The following is a 25,794-nucleotide window of genomic DNA, read 5'->3' on the forward strand; positions in this document are numbered from 1 at the left end:
TGTTTCACCGGGCCGCACGGCCCGTCAGCGCTAACAAGAAAGGAAGGCCGTTAATGCAATACCACCGTATTCCCCACAGTTCTTTAGAAGTGAGCGTGCTGGGACTGGGCACCATGACCTTTGGCGAACAGAACAGCGAAGCCGACGCCCATGCGCAACTGGACTATGCATTGGCCGCAGGCGTGAACCTGATAGACACCGCCGAACTGTATCCGGTGCCGCCCCGCCCGGAAACCCAGGGCCTGACCGAGAGCTATATCGGCAGTTGGATCAAAGCGCGCGGCAATCGCGAAAAAATCGTCCTGGCCAGCAAAGTCTCGGGCCCGGTGCGCGGCACTGACAGCAGCATCCGCCCGCAGCAGGCGCTCGATCGCAAAAACATCCGCGCCGCGCTGGACGCCAGCCTCAAGCGGCTGAACACCGATTATCTCGATCTTTACCAATTGCACTGGCCGCAGCGCGCCACCAACTGCTTTGGCAAACTCAACTATCAATATACCGATGACAAAGCCACGGTCACGCTGCTGGAAACCCTGGAGGCGCTGACCGAGCAGGTGCGCGCCGGTAAAATTCGCTATATCGGGGTCTCCAACGAAACGCCCTGGGGCGTGATGCGCTATCTGCAGCTGGCGGAGAAACACGAGCTGCCGCGCATCGTGTCGATCCAAAACCCGTACAGCCTGCTGAACCGCAGCTTTGAGATTGGCCTGGCCGAAATCAGCCAGCACGAAGGGGTAGAACTGCTGGCCTATTCCAGCCTGGCGTTCGGTACGCTGAGCGGTAAATACCTCAACGGCGCTAAACCGGCCGGTGCGCGCAATACGCTGTTCACCCGCTTCAATCGTTATTCAGGGCAGCAAACCCAGCTGGCGATCGCCGAATACGTGGCGCTGGCCAAAAAACACGGGCTGGACCCTTCGCAGATGGCGCTGGCCTTCGTGCGTCAACAGCCGTTCGTCGCCAGCACCCTGTTGGGCGCCACCTCGGTGGAGCAGTTGAAAATCAACCTCGACAGCCTCGACGTGATTCTGGATGAGGAAGTGCTGCAGGCGCTCGAAGAAATCCACACCCGTTTTACCATTCCGGCACCTTAATACCCTGAGGGCGCAGCCAGGCTGCGCCCCGTTTCACCGCCGCTGCGACCACCACAACGCGCAAATCGCCAGCGCAAACACCACGCCAAACCCTACGCCGACGCCCACTACTGGCACGCCCAGCTTCACGACCAAAGAATACAGGCCCAGCATCAGCAACATGGCGGCGTTTTCACCCAGGTTTTGCACCGCGATCGCATTGCCGGCGCCGACCGAATGTTTGCCCCGCTCCTGCAGCAACGCATTGAGCGGTACGACGAAGAAGCCTCCCAGCATGCCGATGATCGCCAGCAAGACGTAGGCATTGAGCATGGTCGTTTGCAGCGCAAATACCGCGACCGCGACGCCGATCAGGATCCCGGCCGGCATACAGCGTTTCACCGTCTCCAGCGTGACGAAGCGCGCGGCGGTGCCGGCGCCCACCACGATGCCGACGGCCACCATGGCGTTCAGCAGCGTCGGCGTGGCATTATCGGCAATACCCAGCGCCACCGGCACCCACAGCACCAACAGAAAACGCAGCGTCACGCCGGCCCCCCAAAACAGGCTGGTGCCAATCAAGGAGAAACGCGTCTGCCCATCGCGCCACAGCGTAACGCAGGCGGTAAAGAAACTGTTCGTCATGGCCCGCGGCCGCCATGAAGCCCCCGGGCGCGCTGCCGCCAGACGCGGAATATACAGGTTGGCGACCACTGCCCCCGCATAAACCAAGGCGCAGGCCGCCAGCGCCGCGACCACATGCCAGTCCGCCAGAATACCGCCGGCCACCGAACCGGTCAGAATGGCCGCGATGGTCGAGGCTTCGATCAGGCCGTTAGCCTTGACCAGTTTCTCGCCGCTGGTGATCTCGCCCAGAATGCCGTATTTGGCCGGTGAATATGCGGCGGCCCCCACGCCGACCAGGCTGTAACCCAGGAACGGGTTCCCCCCAAAACAGATCGCCAACGCCCCCGCCAATTTCAGGGCGTTGGCGAACATCATCACCCGCCCTTTGGCAAAGCTGTCGGCGACCTGGCCGACAAACGGAGCCAGAATGATATAGGTGGCGACGAAGGCCATCTGCAGGATCGGCTGGCTCCAGTCCGGATACAGCTGCTGCTTGATCAACGCCAGCGTGGCGAACAGCAATGCATTGTCGCCGAACGCCGAGAGGAACTGCGCGCTGATCACCGCGATCATGCCGCGTGACAACAAAGGGGATTCGGTCGAAGGATTCATCAGGCACTCTCCGGCTGTTCGGCCATATGACGCAGGGTGACGAAATCGGGTTTGCCGCTGCCGAGCACCGGCAGCGTTTTCAACAGGCGAATATCGCGCGGCACCGCCAGCTCCGGGCTGCCCAGCTCGCGCGCCACCCGTAGCAATGCCTCGCGGGTAATGGCGGGATCGGTGGTGAACAGCACCAACGCCTCCCCCTTGCTGCTGTCGCTTTTGACCGTGGCGGCATGCAGCTTTTCCGGCGACAGCCGTTGCGCCAGCAGTTCGACGCTCTCGAGCGACACCATCTCACCCGCCAGCTTGGCGAAGCGTTTCACGCGGCCGCGAATGGTGCAGTAACCCTGCTCATCCAGGCTGACGATATCACCGGTGTCATACCAGCCCGGCTGCAGTACACCATTCGCATCTTCCGCCGCCGGCGGCTCCAGTTCGCCGGGGCGCTCAACCCGCAGATAGCCTTTCATGATATTCGGCCCCCTCAGCTGCAGACGGCCGCCGTTATCAATACCCGGCACCGCGATCAGGCGCGCCTCCATCTGCGGCATGATGCGGCCGACGGTGCCCACCTTGGTCGCCAGCGGCACATTGATCGAGACCACCGGCGCGCACTCGGTCACGCCATAGCCTTCCAGAATGCGGATGCCGTATTTGTCCTGATAGATCTGTTTGGTGCTGTCCGCCAGTTTCTCCGCGCCGGCCACGACATAGCGCAGGCGGGCAAAATCATACGGATGCGCGAAGCGCGCATAGTTGTTAAGGAAGGTCGCCGTGCCGAACAGCACCGTGCAGTTACGGTCATACACCAGCTCCGGCACCACGCGATAGTGCAGCGGGCTGGGGTAGAGGAAAATGCGGCTGCCGGTGAGCAGCGGCGTAAGCAGCCCCACCGTCAGGCCGAACGAATGGAACAGCGGCAGCGACGACATGAAGCGGTCGCGCGGCGTGAAATCGGCGATGGTGCGAATTTGTTCTACGTTGGCCAGCAAGCTGGCGTGCGAATGCACCACGCCCTTGGGGTGGCCTTCAGATCCAGACGTGAACAGGATCAGCGCCGCGTCCTCCGGACGTTGCGGCAACGCCGCGCGCTGCGGCTGCAGCAAGTGACGCAGGATCCACAGCTTATCCGCCAGCGTGACAGTGTCTTTCAGATCTTCCAGATACACCCAGTTAGCCTGCGGCACCTGTTCCGGCAGGTGGGTCAGCTTGCCCTTCTCCAGAAACTGGCGCGAGGTGACGATGGTCTTGATACCGGCGGCCGTCATCGCGCTGTTCAGGCCCTTGGCGCCGGCGGTGTAGTTGAGCATCGCCGGAATGCGATTGCGCAGCGAAGCGCCGAAGATCGCCGCCGCGGTGATAGTGGCGTTCGGCAACAGCAGCCCGACGTGTTCCCCTTCGGCGGTAAAGCGTTGCAGAATGCGGCTGACACCCAGCGATTTTTTGATCAGCGTCTGGTAGCTGTCTTCTTTGAAAGCGATGTCTTCGATACATGGTTTTCGGCGCCCATAGCGGTGCTGCGCCGCCAGCAAGGCATGGAACAGCGTCTGCGGTTCGCGCGTGTCCATCCGCGCCCGCATCATAATCTGCATCAGCCGATCGCCCGCCAACGCCCGGCGATCGCGCGCACGCGGCGCCTCCGGCATCGGCAGCGTGGTCGGCGGCAAGATGCGAATGTTGATTTGCGGGAACCAGCGGATCTTGAACACCCCAGCCATACGGCCGAACGGGCTGAATTCGGGGCCGTCGATCCGCACCGGCACCACGGTGGCGCCCGATTTGGCGGCGATAAACGCCGCGCCGTCGTAGATTTTCATCAGCGCGCCGGTCACGGTGATGCGCCCTTCAGGGAACACCACGATCGGCCGTCCCTGTTCGACCATCCGCACCAGCTGCTTGATGGCCATCGGCTTGGTAGGATCGAGCGAGACAAAATCGATGTAAGGCCGCAGCCAGCGCATAAACCAGCTCTCGCCGATGCTGGCGTAAACCGCAAACACCGGTTTTATCGGCAGGAATAGCGCCAACAGCACGCCGTCGAGGAAAGAGACGTGGTTCGGCGTAATCAGTAATTTTTGCCGTTCGAAGTGCTGGACGTCCCCTTCGACCCGAACCCGAAACAACAGGCGAAACAGCGCGCGCAGCAGTGAAAAGATCATGCCCTTCTCCCTTGGCCATGGAGGCGTAAATCGTTGTAGGGAAAAGAATACTATATGGCAGGCAAAAAAAAACCTACGCATCCGCGTAGGTTGGTGCAATTGAAAATGGCTTCAACATACAGAGTATGCTGATTTCTCACCAATCAATACCTCTGGGATCACCTACTCTAGAGAGATGTCGTGCAGGAAACTACCGCCGAATCGCAAGAGTTCTGCTCCAAATGCAACCAGCTGTAAATTTCCCGCGTTCTGTTGTAATAACTCAATGAAACTTAAATAATCCTCACGACGGAAAGATCAATAATGATGCGTCATCCGCAGGAAGCGAGTGAGGGGAGCAAAAAGACCATGCGCATATGCAGGTAAGTGCAGCACATGAGGGTTCGGCCTAATCGAGACTGAAGCAGATCCTTTAATCCCTCTTGTATCATCCACGCTAAAGAAATCAATTACGAAAACTATTTTCAAACGCAAGAGCCAAATTAGACGTGATATCCAACGTGTCATTTTGATCAACGTATGCAATGCGTTTTCTTGCTTTTCAAGCACGGTAACAATAAAAAGACAAAGTCAAAAAGCGCTAGCTAACAACAGAGCCACCTCCAGACCTTGCTGTTATCGTGATCTCACGGCAAAAGTGCGCTCCGAGGATAATTAATTATTAATAATTAAAAAAACCGCAAGCAATAAAACCTATGCACTAACAACCAAACAGAATTAATAATTAAAACTGAATAATAAAAACCAATAAATCAGAATATAAATCTATTTTGATGTAAATTTTTAGCAGAATATTGCAAGAATTGAGATTGAAAAATAAAATAACCCTGCATTGAATCTCTAGTAAAAAATTGCGACATCCTTGCTTTATATTTTCAAGCAATACGACTTGTATTTATTTAGTGGCATATTCTCAGAAGGAAACCTGAATGAAGAAATATTTATTTTTAGCCCTGCTACCTCTGTCGTGCACGAGCGTACTGGCCGCAAAAACAGCCAGTACGTCTGTAGATTTCTCCGGAGAAATTTACAATAACACCAGCTGCAGTATTGCTGCCAACACCAATAGCATTGATCTTGGCCGCCATTCCAGCGAAGCTTTTGATAAAGTAAATCCTGTCCAGTTGGAAGGCAACGGCATGGGCAGCATCCCGTTCACCGTAAACTGCACGGCACCGACCAGCATGGGCATTGAAGTTACCAGCGCCAGCGGCGATGCCGATTATCAATATATGGACAGAAGCTTCACCGCATCGCTGGCAAAAGACGCCAGCAATAAAGATATCGCCGTGCTGGGCCTTGCACTGTCAGATATCGCTATGGATGGTGAAACCGTGCGTGCGGCGCTGATTCCTGAAGGCGATGATATTTTTGATTTGACCAATGTAACTGACGGTGCAGATCACGAAAAGGCTATTTTCTCTGTTGCCTCAGGTAATCGCTTTGCGGTCACATCAGATGCTAATTACGACAACATGGCGATCGGTCAGAACCTGAGCGGCACATTCAACTACCGTTCATTCCTTACCCCGCTTAGCTACATTGATGATAAAAGCATCCAAATGCAAGACAGCATTGCATTGCAAGCTTCTGTGAATCTTTCGGTTCACTACCTGTAATCACCAGGTGGGGACACTTCGCTGTCCCCACTTATTTCAGCCTCTTTGTTTGGCAAAATACCTTAACGTCCTTTGACTAGAGTTCGTTATTCTCCGCTATTCAGGAAATAAAATGAAAGGTCTCATCCATTATCTCACCGCAATATTTATATTGCTTACTCCATTTTATGGCCAAGCAACCATTAAACTGGAAAAAATAAGCCTTTTGGTCAATCAAGAGAAAGGAGAGACAACGGTAAGAGTCGATAATATCGGTAATTATCCTGTATTGCTATTCTCATCCGTTGTTAAAAATGCATTAAGCAAGCAAGGAGAAGATCCCTTATTCATTCTTTCTCCGCCAGCCGCGCGTATTGATCCGGGTAAATCTCAGCTGGTACGCGTCATGCTTGCCGATCCCCCGGGACTTGATAAAACCCGTCAGCAAATGCGCCATATCTATTTCCAGGAAATTCCCGATATGGGAGAAAAAAGCAACCAGCTTAAGGTGAATACTCGGCATCGGGTCGTCGCTATCGCCACACCCTCCGCGCTGGTGGAAAACAAATCTCCCTGGCAAACCTTGCATTGGCAACAAAATGGGCATTCTATACAAGTCAAAAATCTCAGCCCTTACGTTATCAGGTTAGCCCCTTCCATCACCGTACAACCCAGTAACCAGCAGTTTGTTTTAGAACAACCTTATTTGCTGCCTGGGCAAACGATCGGTACACGTAAGAGCGATAGGCTTACCAGCCCCCCCTCCCGTTTGCACTTCACGCCAATCAGTAACACGGGGCGCGCCATACCCGATATCACGGTCAACCTTGCCCCAATCCAGTGAGGCAGCCTTTGAAATTGCATATACCGCTACGTCTGCTGGCGTTTTGTCTGCCTATAGGCTATGCCTCGACCAGCCTGGCTGACTACGATATTGAAATGATGCGCGCACTTGGATTACCCAGTGAGATTGCTGATTACTTTTCCTCTGGAGCGAAATTCCCCTCAGGAAAACAAGCGCTATTCATCAACGTCAACGGACAAAATCATGGACGACATGAAGTCAACATAGACAAACAAGGCGAATGGCAATACGACGCTGAACTCGTAGAAAGCCTAGGGTTATACCCCTGCAAGCTCAACACTCAGGCAGATATGCTGATGAGCCAATGTTATCAAGGCAGCCGCATCGACAATGAAACCGGTAATAATCAATTGATTTTGCTGTTGCCCGAGCGCTATATCCGTCGACAACCGGCGGACTATGAATTTGGCGGCCATGCCCTGATGCTGAATTATACCGCGAGCCGATTCGACAGCCAAAATCACAGCAGTGATTACGCGGCGTTGGAAACCGGCTTTAACAGCAATAATTGGCTGTTTCGCCATAATGGCACCTATAACAAGTCAGAACGACATCAAGGGTACACGCCTTACAATAGTTATCTGCAGCGGACATTGACGAACCACGACGCCATGATGCGTTTGGGACGAGCGACGTTATCAGATTCGCTTTACAGCGGCATTACCTTAGATGGCCTGCAATGGCTGCCTGACTCGTCGTTGTCATTGAGTCAACGCAGTGATGTGCCGGTAGTCGAAGGTATCGCCGAGAGCCAAGCCAAGGTTGAGATTTTTCAGAATGGCAGATTAGTTTACGCTACGCAGGTGCAGCCGGGCACTTTCCGCCTGACCGATATCCCTGCGCAGTTCGACGCAGTCGATTTGTCCGTCACCGTCACGGAAAGTAACGGTAGCCGCAAACAATTCATCGTCCCTTATCTGACGACCTCAGGACGCGCTACTCCCCGCCAGGGCAGTTACTCCCTTGCTCTCGGGCGCACTCACAGCCTGGAAAAAAGTACAGAAATGCCTTTCATCACTGGCTCATTCTCTTTGCCATGGCTCAACCACCACCAAGTGAGAGGGGGAAGTTTCCTCAGCCGCGATTATCGCGGCATCGCCGCCGGTTATAGCGTTGCCAATAGCGATTATCGTTTTACAGCCTTGAGCCACGTGGCGCAGTCGCCAAGTGGAAAGGGCACCAAGCTGCAGCTGAATAGTGCATTGCCCCTGATAAAAAACCTTAAGCTGAACGCCGGTTACAGCATCCAGTCAGAGCGATACCGTTCGCCCACACAGCTTCGTTCTCCACGTAAAGATGACGGCGAAGGAACTTATTGGCCTGTATCGCACGGCGCATCATCTTCACACCAACGTCAAAGCTACAGCCTGGGCCTAGGCTGGCACCATAAATACATTGGAAATCTATCTTTAGGCGTTACACGCGCTGAAGGGGGAGATAAGCAACAAAATCAACGAGTCTACGCCTTCTGGAACCGTCAATTTGGCGCCGCCACCGTTGGCGTTAGCCTGGAAAAAGAGCGCAGCCGCGAGGTTCGCGATAACGATACCAGGGTGTTCGCCACCCTTTCATTGCCTCTGGGAAAAAACCGACGTTATAGCGCCAATATGATAAGCAACGGAAGACATCGTAGCATCAGCAATTCGCTTTCCGGCCAAGCGTTGAATGGCGATCTGGCTTATGGACTCAATGCAACACAGGGCACCCAATCCAACAACGGCACCTACTCAGGCAATGTGAACTATTTGAGTCCGTTCACAACGCTTTCCGGCAGCTATAGCCATCTGTCAGAAAATCAGCAGGCATTTTACTACAGTGCCTCTGGCTCCCTGGTGGCAGACAGCAGCGGGCTAACGCTCTCACCACAGAAAATCGGCGATACCTTCGGCGTCTTGACGATACCGGGCCTCGCCGGAATCAGCGTGTCTACGCCAGGCGGAAAGGTGAAAACCTATGGCAAGCAAGGTAAGGCGGTCATCCCAAGGCTGCGTGAGTATCAACCAAGTCTGATTAACGTAGACACCAGCACCTTACCCCCCGGCGCCGATATCGATAACGGCGTGCGCAAGATCAATCTGGCACGTGGCAGCGTTAAACGTATCAATATCGGTGCCATTAATACATTGCGGGCCATTGTCCAGATTAGCTATGCAGACGGCACAAAACCCGCTATCGGCAGCATGATTTTGGATGAACAACAACGAGTGGTCGCTTTTACCAATGATCAGGGCGCAGCCTTCATTGAACATCAGAAAGCGCACCACGCGAAGAACGAGGCGTCTTCACAACGTTTCAGCATGAAAAACTCGTCGGGACAGGCATGTTATTTCGCAATTGCTGCAGACACCTCTTCCCGCAATCGTGCCGGCATCAGCCACTCCGAAGCCGTGTGTCGCTAAACGTTCATCGATATCAGGAGAACACATGAAAGTGATTTATTATGGGTTGGCAGCCATAGCCATCAGTTTTGGGGCTAACGCTAACTGCACGCTAACGACCACACAAAACAGCATTTATCTGGGGGAGCACAATATTGGGACACTGTCTCAGCAATCCACTCTGCTGCACAGCGCCCCATTGCAGTATCGGTTGACTTGCGATGAGCCCGTGCAGTTGCAGGGGTTCACTCTGCGGGAGAATAGAAACCTGGCAGAAGGAGGCGGCGCAACCGATGCTTCTAGCTATCTCAGCCTCACGGTTGATGAATTACGCAACGATGATGGTGAGCCCCTTTCCTTTTCACTCGCCCCCGGGCAACCACGCCAAAGACATCTACCCAACTATCGTTTATCCGTCGATCGGGAAGCATTACACATCCTTGTACCGGATAACGAGGTTGGGCAACACTTCACACTGTCATTAACAGTCTCCAGTTTCGCCGCGGCCGCGACACAACTGCGTCAGCAGCAACGCGATAACATCCCGCTGTCGACCCAATTGCTGGTCAGCGCTAACTATCTTGATCCCGACGTTCGGTGAATGCGCTGACCTCCACCAGACAGCTCATGGCGTTCGGCCCCTGCGTCAGCGGCGAGGTGCCGATATCGAGCGTCAGCACGTTCGGGTTGCCCGCCTGCTCGACCGGCCGGAGCTGCGCGTCGTAACCCGGCTCGAACCAGGCGCCGGTCGCCATCAGCACCACGCCGCGCGTCACGCCATCGGTGAGCGATACCCCCGCCAGACAGCTGCCGCGTGCGTTGCTAACCAGCACTTCGGCGCCGTCCGCCACGCCGCGCGGCGCCGCATCGTCCGGATGCATGTACAAGGTTTCGCGCCCGGCAGTCTTGTTGCCCTGCGCCAGCGGCGCCGGATCCATCTGGCTATGCAGGCGATCGCTCGGTTGAATGGAGATCAGGTGCAGCGGCCAGTTTTTGGCCTGCGGCGCGCCCAGCCACTCCACCGGCGGCCGCCACTGCGGATGCGGCGCGAAATCTTCGTAGCGATAGCCGGCGATCCGCTCGCTGAACAGCTCTATCTTGCCGCTGGACGTTTGCAGCGGGTTAGCCTGCGGATCGGCGCGGAACGCCTCAAAAAAGACGAACTCTTTGGCCGGCGCGGGCAGTTCGACATAGCCCCGGCGCCAGAAATCCTCAAACTCGGGCCAGGCGACGCCGGCGCGCTGCTGCGCTGCGCCGCATTGCCGGTAGATAGCTTCGATCCAGGCCCGCTCGTCGCGATTCTCGGTAAAGCGCTCACGATAGCCGAGGCGCTCCGCCAGATCGGCGAAAATATCGAAATCATTGCGCGCCTGATGCTGCGGCGCAATGGCCTGATGCATCGCCAACACGTAGCGATCGCGCGACGAGCCGCCGATGTCGTTACGTTCCAGCGAACTGGTGACCGGCAGCACGATGTCCGCCATTTTGGCCGCCGCCGTCCACCAGATATCTTGAACGATCACCGTGTCCGGCTTCTGCCACCCCTCCACCAGCCGATTCAACTGCTGATGATGATGGAACGGGTTGCCGCCGGCCCAGTGCACCAAATGGATATCCAGATAATGCCGCGTCTCGCCGCAAAATTGATAGGCTTCGCCGGGGTGCAACAGCATGTCGCAGATGCGCGCCACCGGGATCGCCAGCCCGGCCGGGTTTTCGCCTACCGGCATGGTCGGCGCGGGGGTATCCACGCGCGGGTTGCCGACGCCGTTCATCGAGCCGTGGCCGAACGAGAAGCCGCCGCCTGGCAGCCCCACCTGGCCCAGCATCGCCGACAGCGCGATCATCATCCAGTACGGTTGTTCCCCCCGATGTGCGCGTTGCACGGAGTAGGAGCAGGTGATGAAACTGCGCACGCCGATCAGTTGCCGCGCCAGCAGCGCAATACGCGCCGCCGGAATGCCGGTAATGTCGCTGGCCCAGTCGGGGGTTTTCGCCACGCCGTCACCGGCGCCGTTCAGGTAATCCGCCAACTGTTGATAGCCCACGCAGTGGCTGTGCAGGAAGGCTTCATCCTGCGCGCCCAGCCGCTGGATTTCATAAGCCAGCGCCAGCATCAGCGCCACGTCGGTATTCGGCCGGATCGGGATCCATTCCGCGTTGACGAACGCGGGGCAGTCGTCGCGCATCGGGCTAATGTTGATCACCGGCGTGCCCTTATGCGCCAGCTTTTGCAGCCAGGGTTTGAGCGCATGTTCCGCCGCGCCGCCGGAAGAAACCTGAGCGTTTTTCAGCGCCAGCCCGCCAAACGCCACAAACAACTCGCAATGCTCCACCACGCTCGGCCAACTGGTGACGCGCCCGGTCAAGGGCGAGAAAGTGCCGATCACATACGGCAGAAAGAACTGCGCCGCGCCCCAGCTGTAGTTGCCCTGCTGATCGACCCCGCCGCCGCCGCCGAAGTAGAACCGCCGCACCAGCGAGCGTGCATGGTGCAGCCGCCCGGCCGACGACCAGCCATAAGAACCGGTGAACAGCCCGGAGGCGCCGTAGCGATCGCGCACCCGGCGATTCTCTTCCGCCACCAAATCGAGCGCTAACTCCCAGTCCACCTCGACGAAATCTTCCCTGCCGCGCAGCGTACGGTCGCTGCCCTCGCGCTTTTGCAGCCACGAGCGGCGCACCGCCGGTTTGCGAATGCGTTTGTCGGAGTAGACCATCGGGACGATGGAATCGAGCAGCGGCGAAGGGTCGGGATCGTCGACGAAGGGTTCACAACGGATAAGCCGACCGTCTTCAACCACGGCGGTATAAGCGCCCCAATGGGCGAGCTGCGGATAGCGTTTAATGGACATGGCATTCTCGGCGCAAATCGGAATGCACAGACGTTACCTCAGCCCGGCGCCAGTGCCAACGTACAAATTGCGCTATCGTTCGGTCGTCGATGGTTATGCGTACAGACTCGAAGAGATTCTGCAACGGCCGCCACAAGTTGCGCACGAGACCGCTTGCAGCCCCGGTTTTTTTCCGCAAAACTGGGGGATGTAAGCGATTACCCAGGATGTGTTGACTGATATGGCTACGATAAAGGATGTTGCCAGGCTGGCGGGTGTTTCCGTGGCCACGGTATCCCGCGTGATAAACAATTCCCCCAAGGCCAGCGAAGGGTCGCGCACCGCGGTGCTGGCCGCCATGGAACAACTGCAGTATCACCCTAACGCCAACGCACGGGCGCTGGCGCAGCAATCCACCGAGACGCTGGGCCTGATCGTCTCCGACGTTTCCGATCCCTTCTTCGGCGCAATGGTCAAAGCGGTCGAGCAGGTGGCCTACGCCACCCATAATTTTCTGCTGATTGGCAACGGTTACCACGACGCCGAAAAAGAGCGCCAGGCGATTGAACAGCTGGTGCGGCACCGCTGCGAAGCGCTGGTGGTGCACGCCAAAAGGCTGAGCGATCAGGAACTTTGCGGCTGGATGCAACAGATCCCGGGCATGGTGCTGATCAACCGCACGCTGCCGGGCTTCGAAACACGCTGCGTGGCGCTCGACGATCGCTACGGCGCCTGGCTGGCGACCCGTCATCTGATCCAGCAAGGGCATCAGCGCATTGCCATCATCTGCTCCACTCACCAGATTTCCGACGCTACCGACCGGCTGCAGGGCTATCTCGACGCGCTGCGGGAACACGGTATCGCGGTGGATGAAAAGCTGATCGCCTATGGCGAACCGGACGAGATCGGCGGCGAACAGGCGATGACCGAGTTGCTCGGCCGCGGCCGTTCGTTCTCCGCCATTACCTGCTATAACGATCCGATGGCCGCCGGCGCGCTGTCGGTGCTGAGCGATAACAGCGTCGACGTACCGGGGGAAATTTCGCTGATCGGTTTCGACGACGTGTTGATTTCGCGCTACCTGCGCCCACGCCTGACCACCATTCGCTACCCTATCGTCGCGATGGCCACCCAGGCGGCAGAGCTGGCCCTGGCGCTGGCCAACCGGCAACCGCTGCCGGAAATCACCAACATGTTCAGCCCGACGCTGGTGCGCCGCCACTCGGTCGCCACCCTCAACAACGCGCACGAACAGCCGTAATGACATCGCTGCATGGGTGAGCAGTCACCCATGCGTTCATATTGCGTAGCCCGCCGCATTTCCCGCTTTTGGATTTTTTCCGCTCCCTGCGTTCGTGCATATTGATCGAACAATAACCTTTACGCTATATAGCATAAACGCTATATTCTGAGCACATCATGTGGCAAGTGGTGACCGTCGAACGGTTCGACGACTGGTTTTTAGCGCTGAACAACGCCCAGCAAACCAGCATCCTGGCGGCGATCTTCAAATTACAGACGTTCGGCCCGCAGTTGGCGCGGCCGCACGCCGATACGCTGCATTTTTCCGACGCGGCCCGGCAGTTGAAGGAGCTGCGCGTTCAACATCGCGGGCGCCCTTTCAGAGGGTTTTTCGCTTTTGACCCACAGCGGCAAGCGGTATTGCTGTGCGGCGGCGATAAAACTGGCGACAAACGCTTTTACCAGCGCATGTTGCCCATCGCCGCCATGGAGTTTTCACATTATCTGGCAACCCGGAGGTAGTACAGATGGCCAAACCTTTATCCCAACTGATCGATAAACTCGATCCCGCCGTCGTTGCCGCCGCCAGGCAAAAAGCGGACAAGGAAATTTTCGAACTGCGGCTGGCAATGCTGAGGGAAGAGCTGGCGGTCTCTCAGGTTGAATTGGCGAAGCGGCTCGGCATCAGCCAACCCTCCGTCGCCAATTTGGAAAAGCGCGGCAGCGAAATAAAGCTGTCGTCGCTCAAACGCTATATCGAGGCGATGGGCGGCACGCTATCGCTGGATGTGCAATTGCCCAATGGCCAGCACCGCCGCATGACGCTGTGAAGCGGGCGCCAGGCGCCCGCCCGCTGATCAGATAAGCTCCAGCGCGATCAGTTCTTCGATGGTTTGGCGGCGGCGGATCAAGCGCGGCTCGCCGTTTTCGAACAGCACTTCAGGCAACAGCGGACGGCTGTTGTAGTTGGAGGACATCGATGCGCCGTAGGCGCCGGTATCGTGGAACACCAGATAATCGCCGATCTGCACCGGCGGCAGCTCACGGGTTTCCACGCCGCCGCCCGCCTGCTGGGTGAAGACGTCGCCGGATTCGCACAGCGGCCCGGCGATCACCGTGTCGCGCAGCGGTTGCCCCGAGGTGTCACGCCCATCGGCCGGCAACAGCGAAATATGGTGATAGCTGCCGTACATCGCCGGGCGCATCAGATCGTTAAAACCGGCATCCACCAGCACAAAGTGGCGGCTGCCCATGTTTTTCACCGCCCGCACCTCGGCCACCAAGACGCCCGCTTCCGCCATCAGGAAACGCCCGGGTTCAATCTCCAGCTGCACCGGGTGCCCCAGATGCGCGGCGATGCGCTCACGCGCCCGGTTCCACAAACCGAAATAGTGTTCGGTATCGATCGCCTCTTCGCCGTACTGATACGGGATAGACAGGCCGCCGCCGGCGGAAATGGCGCTGATGTCATGACCGAGATCGATCACCTGCTGCACCATCGCATCGCAGACGCGCTCCAGATGCTGGTAATCGACGCCGGAACCGATGTGCATATGCACGCCGATCAGTTTCAGGCCGTAGCGGCGGATTTTCTCCACCGCCTGCGGCAGATCGGCATACCAGATGCCGTGCTTGCTGTTTTCGCCGCCGGTGTTGGTTTTCTGGCTATGGCCGTGGCCAAATCCCGGGTTAATGCGCAGCCACACCGGATGCCCTGCGGAAACCTGGCCGAGCTGATCCAGCATGTCGATGGAACCGGCGTTAACCGGGATCTTCAATTCGCTGACGCGCGCCAGCGTGGCATGATCCAACACGTCCGCGGTAAACACGATCTCACTCGGTTCGCCGCCCGGCTGAAAACCAGCCTGCAGCGCCCGTTCGATCTCGCCCAGCGACACCGAATCCACCTTCACGCCCTGCTCGCGCATCAAACGCAAAATATGAATGTTCGAACAGGCCTTCTGTGCGAAACGAATGGTGTCGAAGTGGCGCAGTTGAGCGATGCGCTGGCTGATGATGTCCGCATCATAGGCCCAGACCGGGCAACCGAAACGCTGCGGCAAGGCCAGCAGGTTAGCGGCATTCAACGCGGTGGAGGTGTCGTGCAACGAGCGAGGCATGGCGATATTCCCAATTCGAAAATGACGGCAGATAGAGCCATAGTGCCGCACGCTGAATTGGGTGGAAAATATCTATTTAGCCGCAGTCTATTCATTTATGATATGGCTTTCTCTACAGTCGAGCGGCCTTGCCATGCACAGCATCTCTTTGCGGCAGATAGAAATCTTTCGGGCGGTGATGACCACCGGCAACCTGACCGAGGCGGCGGCCCTGCTGCAAACCTCGCAACCGACCGTCAGCCGCGAGCTGGCGCGCTTTGAGAAGCTGATCCGGCTGCAGCTGTTCGACCGGGTTCGTGGGCGCTTGTCCCCCACGGTACAGGGCCTACGGCTGTTCGAAGAGGTGCAACGCTCCTATTACGGCCTCGATCGCATCGTCAACGCCGCCGCCGGCATCCGCCAGTTTCAGCAGGCGCAGCTGTCGATCGTGTGCCTGCCGGTATTTTCCCAATCGCTGCTGCCGGCGGTGTGCCGGCCCTTTATCGAACGTTACCCGGAAGTCAGCTTCAGCGTGATCCCGCAAGAGTCGCCGCTGCTGGAAGAGTGGTTGTCGGCCCAGCGCCACGATCTCGGGCTGACGGAAACCACCCTGACGCCGGCGGGCACCGAGCGGGTAACGCTGATGACGTTGAATGAAGTCTGCGTGCTGCCGGCGGGCCATCCTTTGCTGGCGAAAGACCCACTGACGCCGCAGGATTTCGCCGGGCAGAACTTTATCAGCCTGTCGAGCACCGACAGCTATCGCCACTTGCTCGATGCGCTGTTCGCCGAGCAGGGCGTCGAGCGCCGCATGGTGATGGAAACGCACAGCGCGGCGTCGGTGTGCGCCATGGTGAGGGCCGGCGTGGGGGTGTCAATCGTTAACCCGCTGACGGCGCTCGACTATGCCGGCAACGGCGTGCACGTGCGATCCTTCAGCATCGACGTACCGTTCACCGTCAGCCTGATACGGCCGCTACACCGCCCTTCGTCGGCGCTGGTGACGGCCTTTATCGACCATTTGCATCAACAGGCCGCACTGTTCTCCGCTCGCCTGGCCGCTGCCGTCAAGCGGTGAAAACGGCGTGGGAATGTTGCCGAAGCCTCAGCGCAGCGTCGCCTGCCACTGCGGATCGCTGGCGAACCACTCCACCAGAAAGTCCAGCATGGTACGCAAGGTGGCAGGCATCTGGCGGCGCGAGGTGTAGATGCCGTAGATGCCCATCGACTGCGGCCGGTAACCCGGCAGCAGCTCCACCAATTCGCCGCTGGCCAGCAGCGGCGCCGCCGAATAGTAGGGCTGCATGGAAATGCCCGCGCCCTGCACCGTGCCGGCCATGAGCACCACCGACTCGTTGGCGCTCAGGTTGCCGCTGACCGCCACCGCCGATTTCACCCCCTGAGCGTCAAAGTGCCACAGGCTTTTGCCGAAATAGGAATAAGTCAGGCAGTTGTGCAACGCCAGATCCTGCGGCTGGCGCGGCGTGCCGTGCGCCGCCAGATACGCCGGCGCGGCACACACCACCGATGCACAGGTGGACAGCGGCCGGGCGATCAGGTTGGGATCCAGCTCGTTGGTGATGCGCAGCGCCAGATCGATGCGCTCCTCCACCAGGTTCACCGCCCGGTTGTTCATCTGCAGATCGACCGCCACCTGCGGGTGGCGCTTCAGATACTGAGCGACGGCCCCCACCAGCGCCGTTTGCCCGAGCGATTGCGAACAGGTGATGCGCAGCAGGCCGCGCAGTTCGTCGCTCTGCCCTTCCTCCACCAGATCGATTTCCCCCGCCAGCGCCAGCATTTGTCGGCAGCGCTCCAAAGTACGCTCCCCGGCGTCGGTCAGACTAAGCTTACGGGTAGTGCGGTGCAGTAAACGCGCCCCGGCCCATTGCTCCATCTGCGCCAGGTAGCGCGTGACCATCGCGCGCGACATCTCCAGCGTTTCCGCGGCGGCGATCATGCTGCCGCGATCGACGATGGTGACAAAAACCTCAGCGGCGGTAATGCGATCCATGATTAGTCCGATTTATGCAACGAATAATTGCTTATTATCCGGTTTTTCTATCGCTTTATGCAACCTAACATCATTACAACATTAACCGATACCTAAGGACCTCTGCCCATGTTTAAGAAATCACTGTTAACTCTGGCCTTCACCGGCGTCGCCACCCTGAGCACTTATGCCACCGCTGCCGATACCCTGACCATGGAAGTGTATAACCCGGGCGAAAAAAGCGTGTTCCCGGTGTCTTCCGAAATCGTCAGCGGCAAACACGAAGTGGCGCTGATCGACGCTCAGTTCCAGCGTAATGATGCTGAAGAGCTGGTGAAAAAGATCAAGGCGACCGGCAAGAAGCTGACCACCGTTTATATCAGCCACTCAGACCCGGATTTCTATTTCGGTCTGGACGTGATCAAGGCGGCCTTCCCGGAGGCGAAAATCATCGCTTCGCCTGGCACCATCAAAGACATCAATGCGACCAAAGACGGTAAAGTTGCCTACTGGGGCCCGATCCTGAAAGACAACGCGCCAAAAACCGTGATCGTGCCGCAGCCGCTGCAAGGCGATAGCTTCACCATCGACGGCCAGAAAGTGGAAGTGAAAGGCCTGAACGGCCCGACCCCCGATCGCACCTTCGTGTGGATCCCGGCGCTGAAAGCGGTCGTGGGCGGCGTCGCGGTCGCCGGTGACAATATCCATCCGTGGATCGCCGACAACCAGACCGTGGAATCGCGCCAGCACTGGCAGCAGACGCTGAAAAATATCGAAGCGCTTAAGCCGCAGGTCGTCGTGCCGGGCCACTTCCTGCCGGGCGCCGCGCAAACGCTGGCATCGGTGCACTTTACCCAAAAATACCTGACCACGCTGGAAGCCGAACTGCCGAAGGCCAAGGATTCCGCCGCGCTGATTGAAGCGATGAAAAAGCATTACCCGACGCTGAAAGACGAATCGAGTCTGGAACTGAGCGCAAAAGTGCTGAAAGGCGAGATGAAGTGGCCGCAATAAGCGCCCCTGCGTGATTGAACCAGCCCTGGCGCCGCGGTGAACTGCCGCGCGCCAAGCGAGGAGTAAAAATGACCGAAACCACTCTGCATTATATTTTCGATCCGCTGTGCGGCTGGTGCTACGGCGCCACGCCGCTGGTGAAAGCGGCTCAGAGCCTCCCCGGGCTGAAGGTCGTGCCGCACGCCGGCGGCATGATGACCGGCAACAACCGTCGTCAAATCACCGACGAATGGCGCAACTACGTCATTCCGCACGACAAACGTATCGCCGAGATGACGGGCCAGCCTTTTGGCGAAGCCTATTTCAACGGCCTGCTGCGCGACACCACGGCAGTGATGGATTCCGAGCCGCCGATCACCGCTATCCTGGCGGCGGAGAAACTGGCGGGACGCGGGCTGGACATGCTGCACCGCATTCAGCGGGCGCACTACCAGGAAGGCCGGCGCATCGCCGACACGCCGGTGCTGGAAGCGTTGGCGAAAGAGCTGGGGTTGCCTTCGGCGGCGTTTATCGCCGAAATGCGCTTTAGCAGCGGCGCGCCGACCGCGCAACACATCGCGGAAAGCCGGGCGCTGCTGGCCAAAGTGCAAGGCCAGGGCTTCCCGACCTTTGCGCTGCAGGACAGCGAAGGCCGCCTGCATCTGCTGCCGGCCGGCAACTATCTGGGTAACGTGGAAGCCTGGAAAAACCTGCTGGGCGCCGCCGCGCTGGCGTAACCCTTCTCGCCCCGATCGCCGGGGCGGGTCATTCGACCCGCACGAACCGCCCTTCCGCCCGCACGTTGTGACCGAACCCGCAATCCCCCCGCGTGTGCATCTCCAGCGCTTGCTCGCCAAACTCCAGCATGACGTCGCAGACCTGCGCGCTTTCCGAGTCATGCTGATGGTAGACGGCTTTGCCGTGCTCAATGGGCAGCTCGGCGGTGAAATCGCCCATGTTCGGCCCGTAATACAACCCCATCTGCGGCATGGCGTAGCCGGAAAAATCAATCAACCACCGCTCGCCCTGCGGCTTCACCGTCACTTCGCTCCACACGCCGCGCCCGGCGTATTGCCAATACACGCCGGCCGGCCCCTGCGGCTGTGGCCACTGCGCCAGGCGTTGGCGCAACAGGCTCATGTTGTGCTGCGATTTGTCATCGTGCGGCGCCAGCGCCAGATAGGCCTGCGCCTTGAGCAATTCGCCGGCGTGCATCAGCGACAACGCCACGTTGTTGTAAGCCGTGGCGACAGCCTGCTCGCTCAGGCCGCAAAACTCGCTCCAGGCCGCCTGATCGCGAAAGATGTCGGCGGCTTTAGCGTAATCCTGCCGCTGATAGGCCTTTTTTCCCAGTTCGGCGTAGCTCGCCACCTTTTGGCAGTCGGCGGCGATGTCCGGCTCGTCAATGTGCGCCCAGGCCCGGGCGCTGGCGAAGACGCCGCAGGTCAGCAACAGAGGAAACCAAGCCTTCATCGTTTATCCTTTCTGCAAAAATTCGGCGCCAGTATAACCGCCCGGCGCCGGAGTGTATGCCGCAATTGCGCCCAGCTGCACGCTGCCGGCGATTCAGCCGCTTTATTTCAAACGGTTAGCGGAGTTAAAACTGCTTACAGTCACGGTTTGTTTGTTACCGGCCCGCAGCCCATGCTGAACGAAATACCGCAATTATCGAGCCGTTATGAACGCAACCCCCTTGCAGAAACACGCCGTGTGGCAGCTGATCAAACCCTTTTGGGTGTCGGAGGAACGATGGCGCGCCTGGATGATGCTGATCGCCATCGTCATCCTGTCACTCGGCCTGGTCTATATCAGCGTGCTGATCAACCAGTGGAACCAGGTGTTCTACGATGCGTTGCAGAACAAAAACTACCCGGTGTTCAAGGCGCAGCTGTGGCGCTTTACCTATCTGGCGCTGATTTTTATCGTGTTGGCGGTCTACAAGATCTACCTCACCCAGGGGCTCCAGATGCGCTGGCGGCGCTGGATGACGGAAAAGTTCATGGGGAAGTGGTTGGCGCACCAGGCGTATTATCACACCGAGCAGCAACAGATCGTCGATAACCCCGATCAGCGTATCGCGGAAGATCTCAACGTATTGACCCAATATACCCTGTCGCTGTCACTCGGGCTGCTCTCCAGCCTGGTGACGCTGTTTTCCTTTATCGACATTTTATGGCACGTCAGCGGGCCGATGACCTTCGCGCTCGGTCAGCACGCCATCACGCTGTCCGGCTATATGGTGTGGTTCGCGCTGCTGTATGCGGTGCTGGGATCGCTGCTGATCTGGTGGGTCGGCAAACCGCTGGTCATGCTGGGCTTCAACCAGGAACGGTACGAGGCGAACTTCCGTTTCGGCCTGATCCGCATCCGCGAAAACAACGACGCCATCGCGCTGTACCACGGCGAACCGCGCGAGGCACAGCAGCTAGGCGATCGTTTTGACACCATTCGCAGCAACTGGTGGGCAATTATGCGCATCACCCGGCGGCTGAACATTGCCACCAACTTCTACAGCCAGTTCGCCATCGTGTTTCCCCTGCTGGTGGCCGCGCCGCGCTATTTCTCCGGCGCCATTCAGATGGGCGGCCTGATGCAGATCGCCTCGGCCTTCGGTCAGGTACAGGGGGCGCTGTCGTGGTTTATCGACGCGTTTAACGACTTGGCGACCTGGAAAGCCTGCGTTAACCGTTTGGCCGGCTTCAACGCCGCCGTCGATCAGGTTCACCATCAGCCGCGCGGCATTCAGCTGCGGGAAGAGGCCGCCCATCCGTTAACGCTGGATAATCTCAGCCTGAACTTACCCGACGGCCAGCCGCTGCTGGCCGGCGCCAAGATGACGCTGCAACGCGGCGATCGCCTGCTGATCGTCGGCCCTTCCGGCTGCGGCAAATCGACGCTGCTGCGGGCCATCGCCGGCATTTGGCCTTACGGCGCGGGCGCCATCGGGCTGCCGGCCAACGCCAATACCCTGTTCCTGCCGCAGCGCAGCTACATTCCGATCGGCACGCTGCGCGAGGCGCTGAGCTACCCGAGCCAGGCGACACAATACAGCGACGAGCAGCTGATGCGGGTGCTGGAAAACTGCCGCCTGAAGCACCTGCAGCGCTGGCTGGATACCGCCGCCAACTGGAGCCACCGCCTGTCGCCGGGCGAGCAACAGCGGCTGGCGTTCGCCCGCGCCCTGCTGATTCGCCCGAGCATCCTGTTCCTCGACGAAGCCACCAGCGCGCTGGACGACGAAACCGAGCAACTGATGTACTGCCTGCTGGTGGATGAACTGCCGGACGTGACGCTGATCAGCGTGGCGCACCGCAACAGCGTGGCGAAGTACCACCAGACCTGCTGGCGCTTCAGCCGCAGCGAAGATCAACCGGCGCGCCTGGCGCTGAGCCCGCTGCCGGTATAACCCGCAGAGCCGGGCGCTACTGCGCCCGGCGTTCGTTCAGATGCCGTCGGTCTGCACGTCTTCGCACTTCACTCGGCGGCGCTCATGCCACAGGCTGGTCAGGCCCCGTTTGCCGCACGCCAGCGCCACCTCGCGAAACTCATCCAGGCTCAACCCGTCGCGCTCCAGCATCATTTCCGCCGCCAGCTGCATATTGACGCCGGTGAGCACTTCGCAATCGCCCTGCTCATCCGCCAGTTCGCAGGCACTGCGAAACGGCGAACCGCCGAGCATATCGGTCAGGAACACCACGCCGTCCGGCTGCATCACCGCAGCCAGCGCCGAGCGTAGGGCGTCCCTGAGCTGCGCGGTACTCATCTGTTCGGGGAAATCAACCGCCGCGCAGTGCCGCTGCGGCCCCACCACCTGTTCCACCGCCTGCAACAGCCCGGTGGCAAAACCGCCGTGGCCGGTAATCACAATGCCTGGCATCGCTCGCTCCTCACAAAATGCCGATAAATTTGCCCACTACGCCAATCGCTACGGTGACGCCTATCAGCTTCACCGGTGAGAATCCGCGCTTCATCAGGAAGAAAATAAGCAGCGTGAAACACAGCGGCAATAAATTGGGCATCAACTTGTCCAGCACGTCGGTCTGCAAGGCCACGCTGGCCTTGCCGGCATGCATTACCAGCGGCGTGGACAGGTGCACATACGACGCCACCAGCGCGCCGATCACCGTCATGCCAACGATCGACGCGGCGTGAGAAATGCGCCGGGTGTGGGTCTTCAGCAGCGCCAGCGCGCTGGTGCCGGCCTGATAGCCGTAGTGCGCCAGCCCAAAACGCAGGCCGAAATGAAACAGGTTGAACAGCAGCAGGAAGACGATAGGCCCGAACAAGCTCCCTTCCAACGCCAGCGAAGCGCCTATCCCGGCACAGATCGGCAGCAGCGTCAGCCAAAATAGCGCGTCGCCGATACCGCCGAGCGGCCCCATCAGCGCCACTTTCACCGCGCGAATGGTGGAGATTTTCTCCTTGTTCTGCTCCATCGCCAGCACCAGGCCGGACAGGAAGGTGACGTCGAACGGGTGCACGTTGATAAATTCCATGTGCATCTTCATCGAGTTGGCCAGATCCTGCGGGTTGCGGTGGATCTTGCGCAGCCCGGGGATCAGCTGATACAGCCAGCCGCCCGCCTGCATGCGTTCATAGTTGAACGACGCCTGCAGCAGCAGCGAACGCCAGGCCATACGGTTGATGTCGCCGCGCGTCAGCGCCTCGGCGGGCTGGCTGTCCAGATAGTCGTCCTGCTCCACCTGGCTGGTGGCCAGCGCCTGCGCCATGCGCTGCTCGGCCTTTTGCGCCAGCAGATCGTCGGAATCGTTAAATGCCATCTTCGGCGTCCTCCTGCGGAGCGGGCCGGGCGGTCGCCTCTGCCGCGCCGCGTTGCGTGTTGAAGAAATCAATCAAAGCGATCGCCAGGGCGCCCAGCGCCACTGCCAGGATCGGCAGCTTGAGGAACGTGACCGAGATGAAACCGAGGATAAAATAGGCCACGTAGGTTTTTTTCATCATCACCTTCATCAGCAGCGAGAAACCGATCGCCGGCATCATGCCGCCCGCCACCGCCAGCCCGTCCAGCAGCCAGCCCGGCGCTTTCTGCACCATGGCGCTGGCCGCGTCGGCGCCGAAGTAAATCGGTAGGAACGCCACCACGAAATAGAAGATGAACAGGATGCTGATGCCGAGATAGTTCACCCGTTCGATGCCGCGCCAGTTCAGCTCTTTCACCATGCGATCGCAGCGGTGCATCATCGGTGAGAACAGCGTAAACAGCAGCGTGATGCAGCCCTGCACCGCAATCGAGAACGGCACTGCCACGCCGATCGCCACTTTAGGATCGGCCTTGGTCAGAATGGCGAACGCGGTGCCGATCACCCCGCCGATCACCACGTTCGGCGGTTGGGCGCCCGCCAGCGGCACCATCCCCATCCACACCAGCTCCAGCGTCCCGCCCACCAGCAAGCCGGTGTAGACGTCACCCAAAATCAGCCCCACCAGCGGCCCCATCACCACCGGCCGGTGGAAGTGGGTTAGACCGTCGAACAGGTCAACCCCCGCCAATCCGGCCAACAGCGCAATCAATAACGCATCCGTCAACATGCTTCCCCCCAGGCTCAAAAGAGCAATTTGCCGATCGCCTCACCCGCCTCATCCGGCACCCGGCGCACTTCGCACTCCACGCCCAGCGCCGCCAGCGCGCGGAACGCGGCCACGTCGCCGTCGTCCAGCGACACCGTTTTGTGCACCTGCCGCTTCCCCTCGGCGAAGTGCATATTGCCGACGTTGACGAAACGGATCGGCACCCCGCCGCGCACCAGCGTCAACACGTCCTGCGGTGTTTTGCACACCAGAAAAATCTTCTGCCTGTCCGCCGCCTTGTGGATCACGTCGATGGTTTTCTGCAGCGTGAAGTAGCGGGTCTGCACCCCTTCCGCCACCACCATGTCCATCAGGTTCTGCTGCACCGGATCGGCGGCGGCCTCGTCGTTGGCCACCACCACCAGGTTGGCGCCGAGGGTATTGGTCCAGGTCACACCCACCTGGCCGTGCACCAGGCGATTGTCGATGCGGGTCATTAAAATGTTCGGCATGTCAGCGGCCCTCCGGGTAACAGGCGGCATGGTAATCGTCGAGCACCTGCGTCACTTTATGCAGCACCCACTCCTGCGGATCGGCGCTTAATTCGCCGGCGTTCAGCGCCCGCGCCTGATCCGGCAGGTACTGGCTGAGCAGCGCCAGCGGTGCCGGGCTGCGGCGCAGGTTGTCCAGCAACCCGTCGACGGCCTGCTGCACCTGCGGCTGCGGCCAGTAGTAACGCACCCGATCGCTCAGGCTGTAGTGGCGATCGAGATACTGCTGGTGCGGCGTGCCGTGGTAATAGCGGCTCCACTGCTGCGGCTGCTCGCGCATCACCTGCTCCAGCGTGGCGCACAGCTGCGCCGACTGGCGTTCCCCCAGCCATTCACGCTCGATGCGATCGAGGGCGAACAGCGCTTCGCGCAGCGCGAAGGTCAGCGCCGGCCCCACCTTCAGGATGGCGAAGTGATCGCGCACCAGTTGGCGGTAGGCCTGCGGTGGTTGGTAGTCCGTAGAGTGCGCCTCATAGATCATGCCCGGCTGCCTTTCGATGAAGTGGCTCAATGCGTCGGCGCGCTGCGGTTGGTAATGCTCAACGCTGTGGTGATCGAACTCGACGCCCGGCTGTACCACCAGCGCGATAGTTCGCTGCCAGGCATCGTTCAGCTCGGCTTTTTGCCAGGCGATGCGGTGCGTTTCCAGCGTTTGCGCCACCGCCTGCGGCGTGGTGACCTGCAGACCCGCCAGCGCCTCCTGCGCGCCGCCCGGGACCGGCACTTCGGTGCCGATTACATAGACCGGCGCTTCGCCGCCGCTCTGCGCCCAGGCCCGCTCCGCCACCGCGCACAGGCGCGCCGCACGCTCGGCGACCGTGGCATCCCCCAGGGGCGAGGGATCGCCGGCGCACGACATGGAACAATCGAGGTGAATTTTGCGAAATCCGGCGCGAACGTAATCGTCGATCAAGGTTTCCGCCAGCGCCATCGCCTCCTGAGCCGGGCGATCTTGCCAAGCGTTGGGCCCCAGGTGATCGCCACCCAGCCACACGCGCTCGCGCGCCAGGCCCACTTCATCCGCCAGGCGCCACAGCGCATCGCGGAACTGGGCCGCCGTTTGGCCGGTATAGCCGCCGAATTGATTAACCTGGTTGGACGTCGCCTCCACCAATACCGGCGTGCCGCGCGCTTTGGCCTGCCGCAGCGCGGCCTTCAGAACCCAGGGATGGGCGGAACAGACGGAAAAGATCCCGACCGGCATACCGGCCTTGTGCTGCTCGACAAGCTGTAACAACTGCTGCATG

The 25,794-nt window shown here is 59.3% G+C and carries 23 protein-coding genes; 12 read left to right on the plus strand and 11 right to left on the minus strand.

Annotated features, from left to right (window positions below):
* The first annotated feature begins 53 nt into the window (after positions 1 to 53).
* A complete protein-coding gene (locus ACSJLU_RS19865) occupies positions 54 to 1,094 on the plus strand; it encodes an NADP(H)-dependent aldo-keto reductase (RefSeq protein WP_025304069.1) in 1,041 nt (346 codons plus the stop codon).
* A gap of 33 nt (positions 1,095 to 1,127) precedes the next feature.
* On the opposite strand, the gene lplT is transcribed toward ACSJLU_RS19865, so the two are convergent.
* Both lplT and aas read right to left on the minus strand, forming a co-directional pair.
* Positions 1,128 to 2,312 carry a lysophospholipid transporter LplT gene (lplT, locus tag ACSJLU_RS19870; protein WP_025304070.1) on the minus strand — a complete coding sequence of 395 codons (1,185 nt, stop codon included), beginning with the start codon at positions 2,310 to 2,312 and terminating at the stop codon, positions 1,128 to 1,130.
* The gene (gene aas, locus ACSJLU_RS19875) at positions 2,312 to 4,465 is read right to left on the minus strand and encodes a bifunctional acyl-ACP--phospholipid O-acyltransferase/long-chain-fatty-acid--ACP ligase (protein WP_151428124.1); all 2,154 of its coding nucleotides are present in this window, start codon (positions 4,463 to 4,465) and stop codon (positions 2,312 to 2,314) included. The genes lplT and aas overlap by 1 nt, the downstream gene beginning before the upstream one ends.
* A gap of 929 nt (positions 4,466 to 5,394) precedes the next feature.
* Here aas and ACSJLU_RS19880 point away from each other — a divergent pair.
* The 4 genes from ACSJLU_RS19880 to ACSJLU_RS19895 all read left to right on the plus strand — a co-directional run bounded on the left by ACSJLU_RS19880 (position 5,395) and on the right by ACSJLU_RS19895 (position 9,907).
* Positions 5,395 to 6,084 carry a hypothetical protein gene (locus ACSJLU_RS19880; protein WP_154219762.1) on the plus strand — a complete coding sequence of 230 codons (690 nt, stop codon included), beginning with the start codon at positions 5,395 to 5,397 and terminating at the stop codon, positions 6,082 to 6,084.
* Positions 6,085 to 6,196: 112 nt separating this feature from the next.
* Positions 6,197 to 6,907 (plus strand): fimbria/pilus periplasmic chaperone, encoded by a 711-nt coding sequence (locus ACSJLU_RS19885; protein WP_167324571.1) that lies wholly within the window; start codon positions 6,197 to 6,199, stop codon positions 6,905 to 6,907.
* Between the two features lie 8 nt (positions 6,908 to 6,915).
* Positions 6,916 to 9,327: a fimbria/pilus outer membrane usher protein gene (locus tag ACSJLU_RS19890; RefSeq protein WP_380827963.1), complete on the plus strand. Its 2,412-nt coding sequence runs from the start codon at positions 6,916 to 6,918 to the stop codon at positions 9,325 to 9,327.
* Positions 9,328 to 9,352: 25 nt separating this feature from the next.
* On the plus strand, positions 9,353 to 9,907 hold the full coding sequence (locus ACSJLU_RS19895) for a hypothetical protein (protein ID WP_025304075.1): 555 nt from the start codon (positions 9,353 to 9,355) through the stop codon (positions 9,905 to 9,907).
* Here the strand turns inward: ACSJLU_RS19895 and ACSJLU_RS19900 are convergent.
* Positions 9,879 to 12,161 (minus strand): molybdopterin guanine dinucleotide-containing S/N-oxide reductase, encoded by a 2,283-nt coding sequence (locus ACSJLU_RS19900; protein ID WP_380827961.1) that lies wholly within the window; start codon positions 12,159 to 12,161, stop codon positions 9,879 to 9,881. The genes ACSJLU_RS19895 and ACSJLU_RS19900 overlap by 29 nt on opposite strands.
* A gap of 220 nt (positions 12,162 to 12,381) precedes the next feature.
* Between ACSJLU_RS19900 and galR the strand changes: the two genes are divergently transcribed.
* The 3 genes from galR (at position 12,382) to ACSJLU_RS19915 (ending at position 14,212) form a co-directional block, all read left to right on the plus strand.
* Entirely contained in the window at positions 12,382 to 13,401 is a 1,020-nt protein-coding gene (gene galR, locus ACSJLU_RS19905; RefSeq protein WP_028127674.1) for an HTH-type transcriptional regulator GalR, read from the plus strand.
* Between the two features lie 158 nt (positions 13,402 to 13,559).
* On the plus strand, positions 13,560 to 13,904 hold the full coding sequence (locus ACSJLU_RS19910) for a type II toxin-antitoxin system RelE/ParE family toxin (protein ID WP_049206122.1): 345 nt from the start codon (positions 13,560 to 13,562) through the stop codon (positions 13,902 to 13,904).
* 5 nt (positions 13,905 to 13,909) lie between these two features.
* Positions 13,910 to 14,212, plus strand: a complete 303-nt coding sequence (locus ACSJLU_RS19915) for a helix-turn-helix domain-containing protein (protein WP_025304078.1) — start codon at positions 13,910 to 13,912, stop codon at positions 14,210 to 14,212.
* A gap of 27 nt (positions 14,213 to 14,239) precedes the next feature.
* On the opposite strand, the gene lysA is transcribed toward ACSJLU_RS19915, so the two are convergent.
* On the minus strand, positions 14,240 to 15,502 hold the full coding sequence (gene lysA, locus ACSJLU_RS19920) for a diaminopimelate decarboxylase (RefSeq protein ID WP_089196221.1): 1,263 nt from the start codon (positions 15,500 to 15,502) through the stop codon (positions 14,240 to 14,242).
* A 133-nt stretch (positions 15,503 to 15,635) separates the two neighbouring features.
* Here lysA and ACSJLU_RS19925 point away from each other — a divergent pair, with 133 nt between their 5' ends.
* A complete protein-coding gene (locus tag ACSJLU_RS19925) occupies positions 15,636 to 16,559 on the plus strand; it encodes a LysR family transcriptional regulator (protein WP_049208169.1) in 924 nt (307 codons plus the stop codon).
* Between the two features lie 27 nt (positions 16,560 to 16,586).
* Here the strand turns inward: ACSJLU_RS19925 and ACSJLU_RS19930 are convergent, their stop codons facing one another.
* The gene (locus ACSJLU_RS19930) at positions 16,587 to 17,495 is read right to left on the minus strand and encodes a LysR family transcriptional regulator (protein ID WP_025304081.1); all 909 of its coding nucleotides are present in this window, start codon (positions 17,493 to 17,495) and stop codon (positions 16,587 to 16,589) included.
* 108 nt (positions 17,496 to 17,603) lie between these two features.
* Here ACSJLU_RS19930 and ACSJLU_RS19935 point away from each other — a divergent pair, with 108 nt between their 5' ends.
* A complete protein-coding gene (locus ACSJLU_RS19935) occupies positions 17,604 to 18,488 on the plus strand; it encodes an MBL fold metallo-hydrolase (protein ID WP_049296175.1) in 885 nt (294 codons plus the stop codon).
* A gap of 68 nt (positions 18,489 to 18,556) precedes the next feature.
* Positions 18,557 to 19,204, plus strand: coding sequence for a DsbA family protein (locus ACSJLU_RS19940; protein WP_043139796.1), 648 nt, complete (start codon positions 18,557 to 18,559; stop codon positions 19,202 to 19,204).
* A 28-nt stretch (positions 19,205 to 19,232) separates the two neighbouring features.
* Here the strand turns inward: ACSJLU_RS19940 and ACSJLU_RS19945 are convergent, their stop codons facing one another.
* Positions 19,233 to 19,940: a tetratricopeptide repeat protein gene (locus ACSJLU_RS19945; protein WP_261456824.1), complete on the minus strand. Its 708-nt coding sequence runs from the start codon at positions 19,938 to 19,940 to the stop codon at positions 19,233 to 19,235.
* 205 nt (positions 19,941 to 20,145) lie between these two features.
* Between ACSJLU_RS19945 and ACSJLU_RS19950 the strand changes: the two genes are divergently transcribed.
* A complete protein-coding gene (locus tag ACSJLU_RS19950; protein ID WP_025304085.1) occupies positions 20,146 to 21,873 on the plus strand; it encodes an ABC transporter ATP-binding protein/permease in 1,728 nt (575 codons plus the stop codon).
* A 36-nt stretch (positions 21,874 to 21,909) separates the two neighbouring features.
* Here the strand turns inward: ACSJLU_RS19950 and agaF are convergent, their stop codons facing one another.
* The 5 genes from agaF to ACSJLU_RS19975 are packed head-to-tail and all read right to left on the minus strand — an operon-like array spanning position 21,910 to position 25,793.
* Entirely contained in the window at positions 21,910 to 22,344 is a 435-nt protein-coding gene (gene agaF / locus ACSJLU_RS19955) for a PTS galactosamine/N-acetylgalactosamine transporter subunit IIA (RefSeq protein ID WP_025304086.1), read from the minus strand.
* Between the two features lie 10 nt (positions 22,345 to 22,354).
* On the minus strand, positions 22,355 to 23,248 hold the full coding sequence (locus ACSJLU_RS19960; protein ID WP_025304087.1) for a PTS system mannose/fructose/sorbose family transporter subunit IID: 894 nt from the start codon (positions 23,246 to 23,248) through the stop codon (positions 22,355 to 22,357).
* The gene (gene agaW, locus ACSJLU_RS19965) at positions 23,238 to 24,017 is read right to left on the minus strand and encodes a PTS N-acetylgalactosamine transporter subunit IIC (RefSeq protein WP_019455697.1); all 780 of its coding nucleotides are present in this window, start codon (positions 24,015 to 24,017) and stop codon (positions 23,238 to 23,240) included. Before agaW ends, ACSJLU_RS19960 begins: the two co-directional genes overlap by 11 nt.
* Positions 24,018 to 24,031: 14 nt before the next feature.
* On the minus strand, positions 24,032 to 24,508 hold the full coding sequence (agaV, locus tag ACSJLU_RS19970) for a PTS N-acetylgalactosamine transporter subunit IIB (RefSeq protein WP_019455696.1): 477 nt from the start codon (positions 24,506 to 24,508) through the stop codon (positions 24,032 to 24,034).
* A 1-nt stretch (position 24,509) separates the two neighbouring features.
* Positions 24,510 to 25,793 carry a D-tagatose-bisphosphate aldolase, class II, non-catalytic subunit gene (locus ACSJLU_RS19975; protein ID WP_043139785.1) on the minus strand — a complete coding sequence of 428 codons (1,284 nt, stop codon included), beginning with the start codon at positions 25,791 to 25,793 and terminating at the stop codon, positions 24,510 to 24,512.
* Between the last annotated feature and the right edge of the window lies 1 nt (position 25,794).

It is taken from the genome of Serratia bockelmannii (assembly GCF_051803255.1).
Classification (GTDB): Bacteria; Pseudomonadota; Gammaproteobacteria; order Enterobacterales; family Enterobacteriaceae; genus Serratia; species Serratia bockelmannii.

Coding starts and splice junctions, on each gene's coding strand:
- ACSJLU_RS19865 (WP_025304069.1), top strand. CDS start 54: ATGCAATACCACCGTATTCCCCACAGTTCTTTAGAAGTGAGCGTGCTG.
- lplT (WP_025304070.1), bottom strand. CDS start 2,312: ATGAATCCTTCGACCGAATCCCCTTTGTTGTCACGCGGCATGATCGCG.
- aas (WP_151428124.1), bottom strand. CDS start 4,465: ATGATCTTTTCACTGCTGCGCGCGCTGTTTCGCCTGTTGTTTCGGGTT.
- ACSJLU_RS19880 (WP_154219762.1), top strand. CDS start 5,395: ATGAAGAAATATTTATTTTTAGCCCTGCTACCTCTGTCGTGCACGAGC.
- ACSJLU_RS19885 (WP_167324571.1), top strand. CDS start 6,197: ATGAAAGGTCTCATCCATTATCTCACCGCAATATTTATATTGCTTACT.
- ACSJLU_RS19895 (WP_025304075.1), top strand. CDS start 9,353: ATGAAAGTGATTTATTATGGGTTGGCAGCCATAGCCATCAGTTTTGGG.
- ACSJLU_RS19900 (WP_380827961.1), bottom strand. CDS start 12,161: ATGTCCATTAAACGCTATCCGCAGCTCGCCCATTGGGGCGCTTATACC.
- galR (WP_028127674.1), top strand. CDS start 12,382: ATGGCTACGATAAAGGATGTTGCCAGGCTGGCGGGTGTTTCCGTGGCC.
- ACSJLU_RS19910 (WP_049206122.1), top strand. CDS start 13,560: ATGTGGCAAGTGGTGACCGTCGAACGGTTCGACGACTGGTTTTTAGCG.
- ACSJLU_RS19915 (WP_025304078.1), top strand. CDS start 13,910: ATGGCCAAACCTTTATCCCAACTGATCGATAAACTCGATCCCGCCGTC.
- lysA (WP_089196221.1), bottom strand. CDS start 15,502: ATGCCTCGCTCGTTGCACGACACCTCCACCGCGTTGAATGCCGCTAAC.
- ACSJLU_RS19925 (WP_049208169.1), top strand. CDS start 15,636: ATGCACAGCATCTCTTTGCGGCAGATAGAAATCTTTCGGGCGGTGATG.
- ACSJLU_RS19930 (WP_025304081.1), bottom strand. CDS start 17,495: ATGGATCGCATTACCGCCGCTGAGGTTTTTGTCACCATCGTCGATCGC.
- ACSJLU_RS19935 (WP_049296175.1), top strand. CDS start 17,604: ATGTTTAAGAAATCACTGTTAACTCTGGCCTTCACCGGCGTCGCCACC.
- ACSJLU_RS19940 (WP_043139796.1), top strand. CDS start 18,557: ATGACCGAAACCACTCTGCATTATATTTTCGATCCGCTGTGCGGCTGG.
- ACSJLU_RS19945 (WP_261456824.1), bottom strand. CDS start 19,940: ATGAAGGCTTGGTTTCCTCTGTTGCTGACCTGCGGCGTCTTCGCCAGC.
- ACSJLU_RS19950 (WP_025304085.1), top strand. CDS start 20,146: ATGAACGCAACCCCCTTGCAGAAACACGCCGTGTGGCAGCTGATCAAA.
- agaF (WP_025304086.1), bottom strand. CDS start 22,344: ATGCCAGGCATTGTGATTACCGGCCACGGCGGTTTTGCCACCGGGCTG.
- ACSJLU_RS19960 (WP_025304087.1), bottom strand. CDS start 23,248: ATGGCATTTAACGATTCCGACGATCTGCTGGCGCAAAAGGCCGAGCAG.
- agaW (WP_019455697.1), bottom strand. CDS start 24,017: ATGTTGACGGATGCGTTATTGATTGCGCTGTTGGCCGGATTGGCGGGG.
- agaV (WP_019455696.1), bottom strand. CDS start 24,508: ATGCCGAACATTTTAATGACCCGCATCGACAATCGCCTGGTGCACGGC.
- ACSJLU_RS19975 (WP_043139785.1), bottom strand. CDS start 25,793: ATGCAGCAGTTGTTACAGCTTGTCGAGCAGCACAAGGCCGGTATGCCG.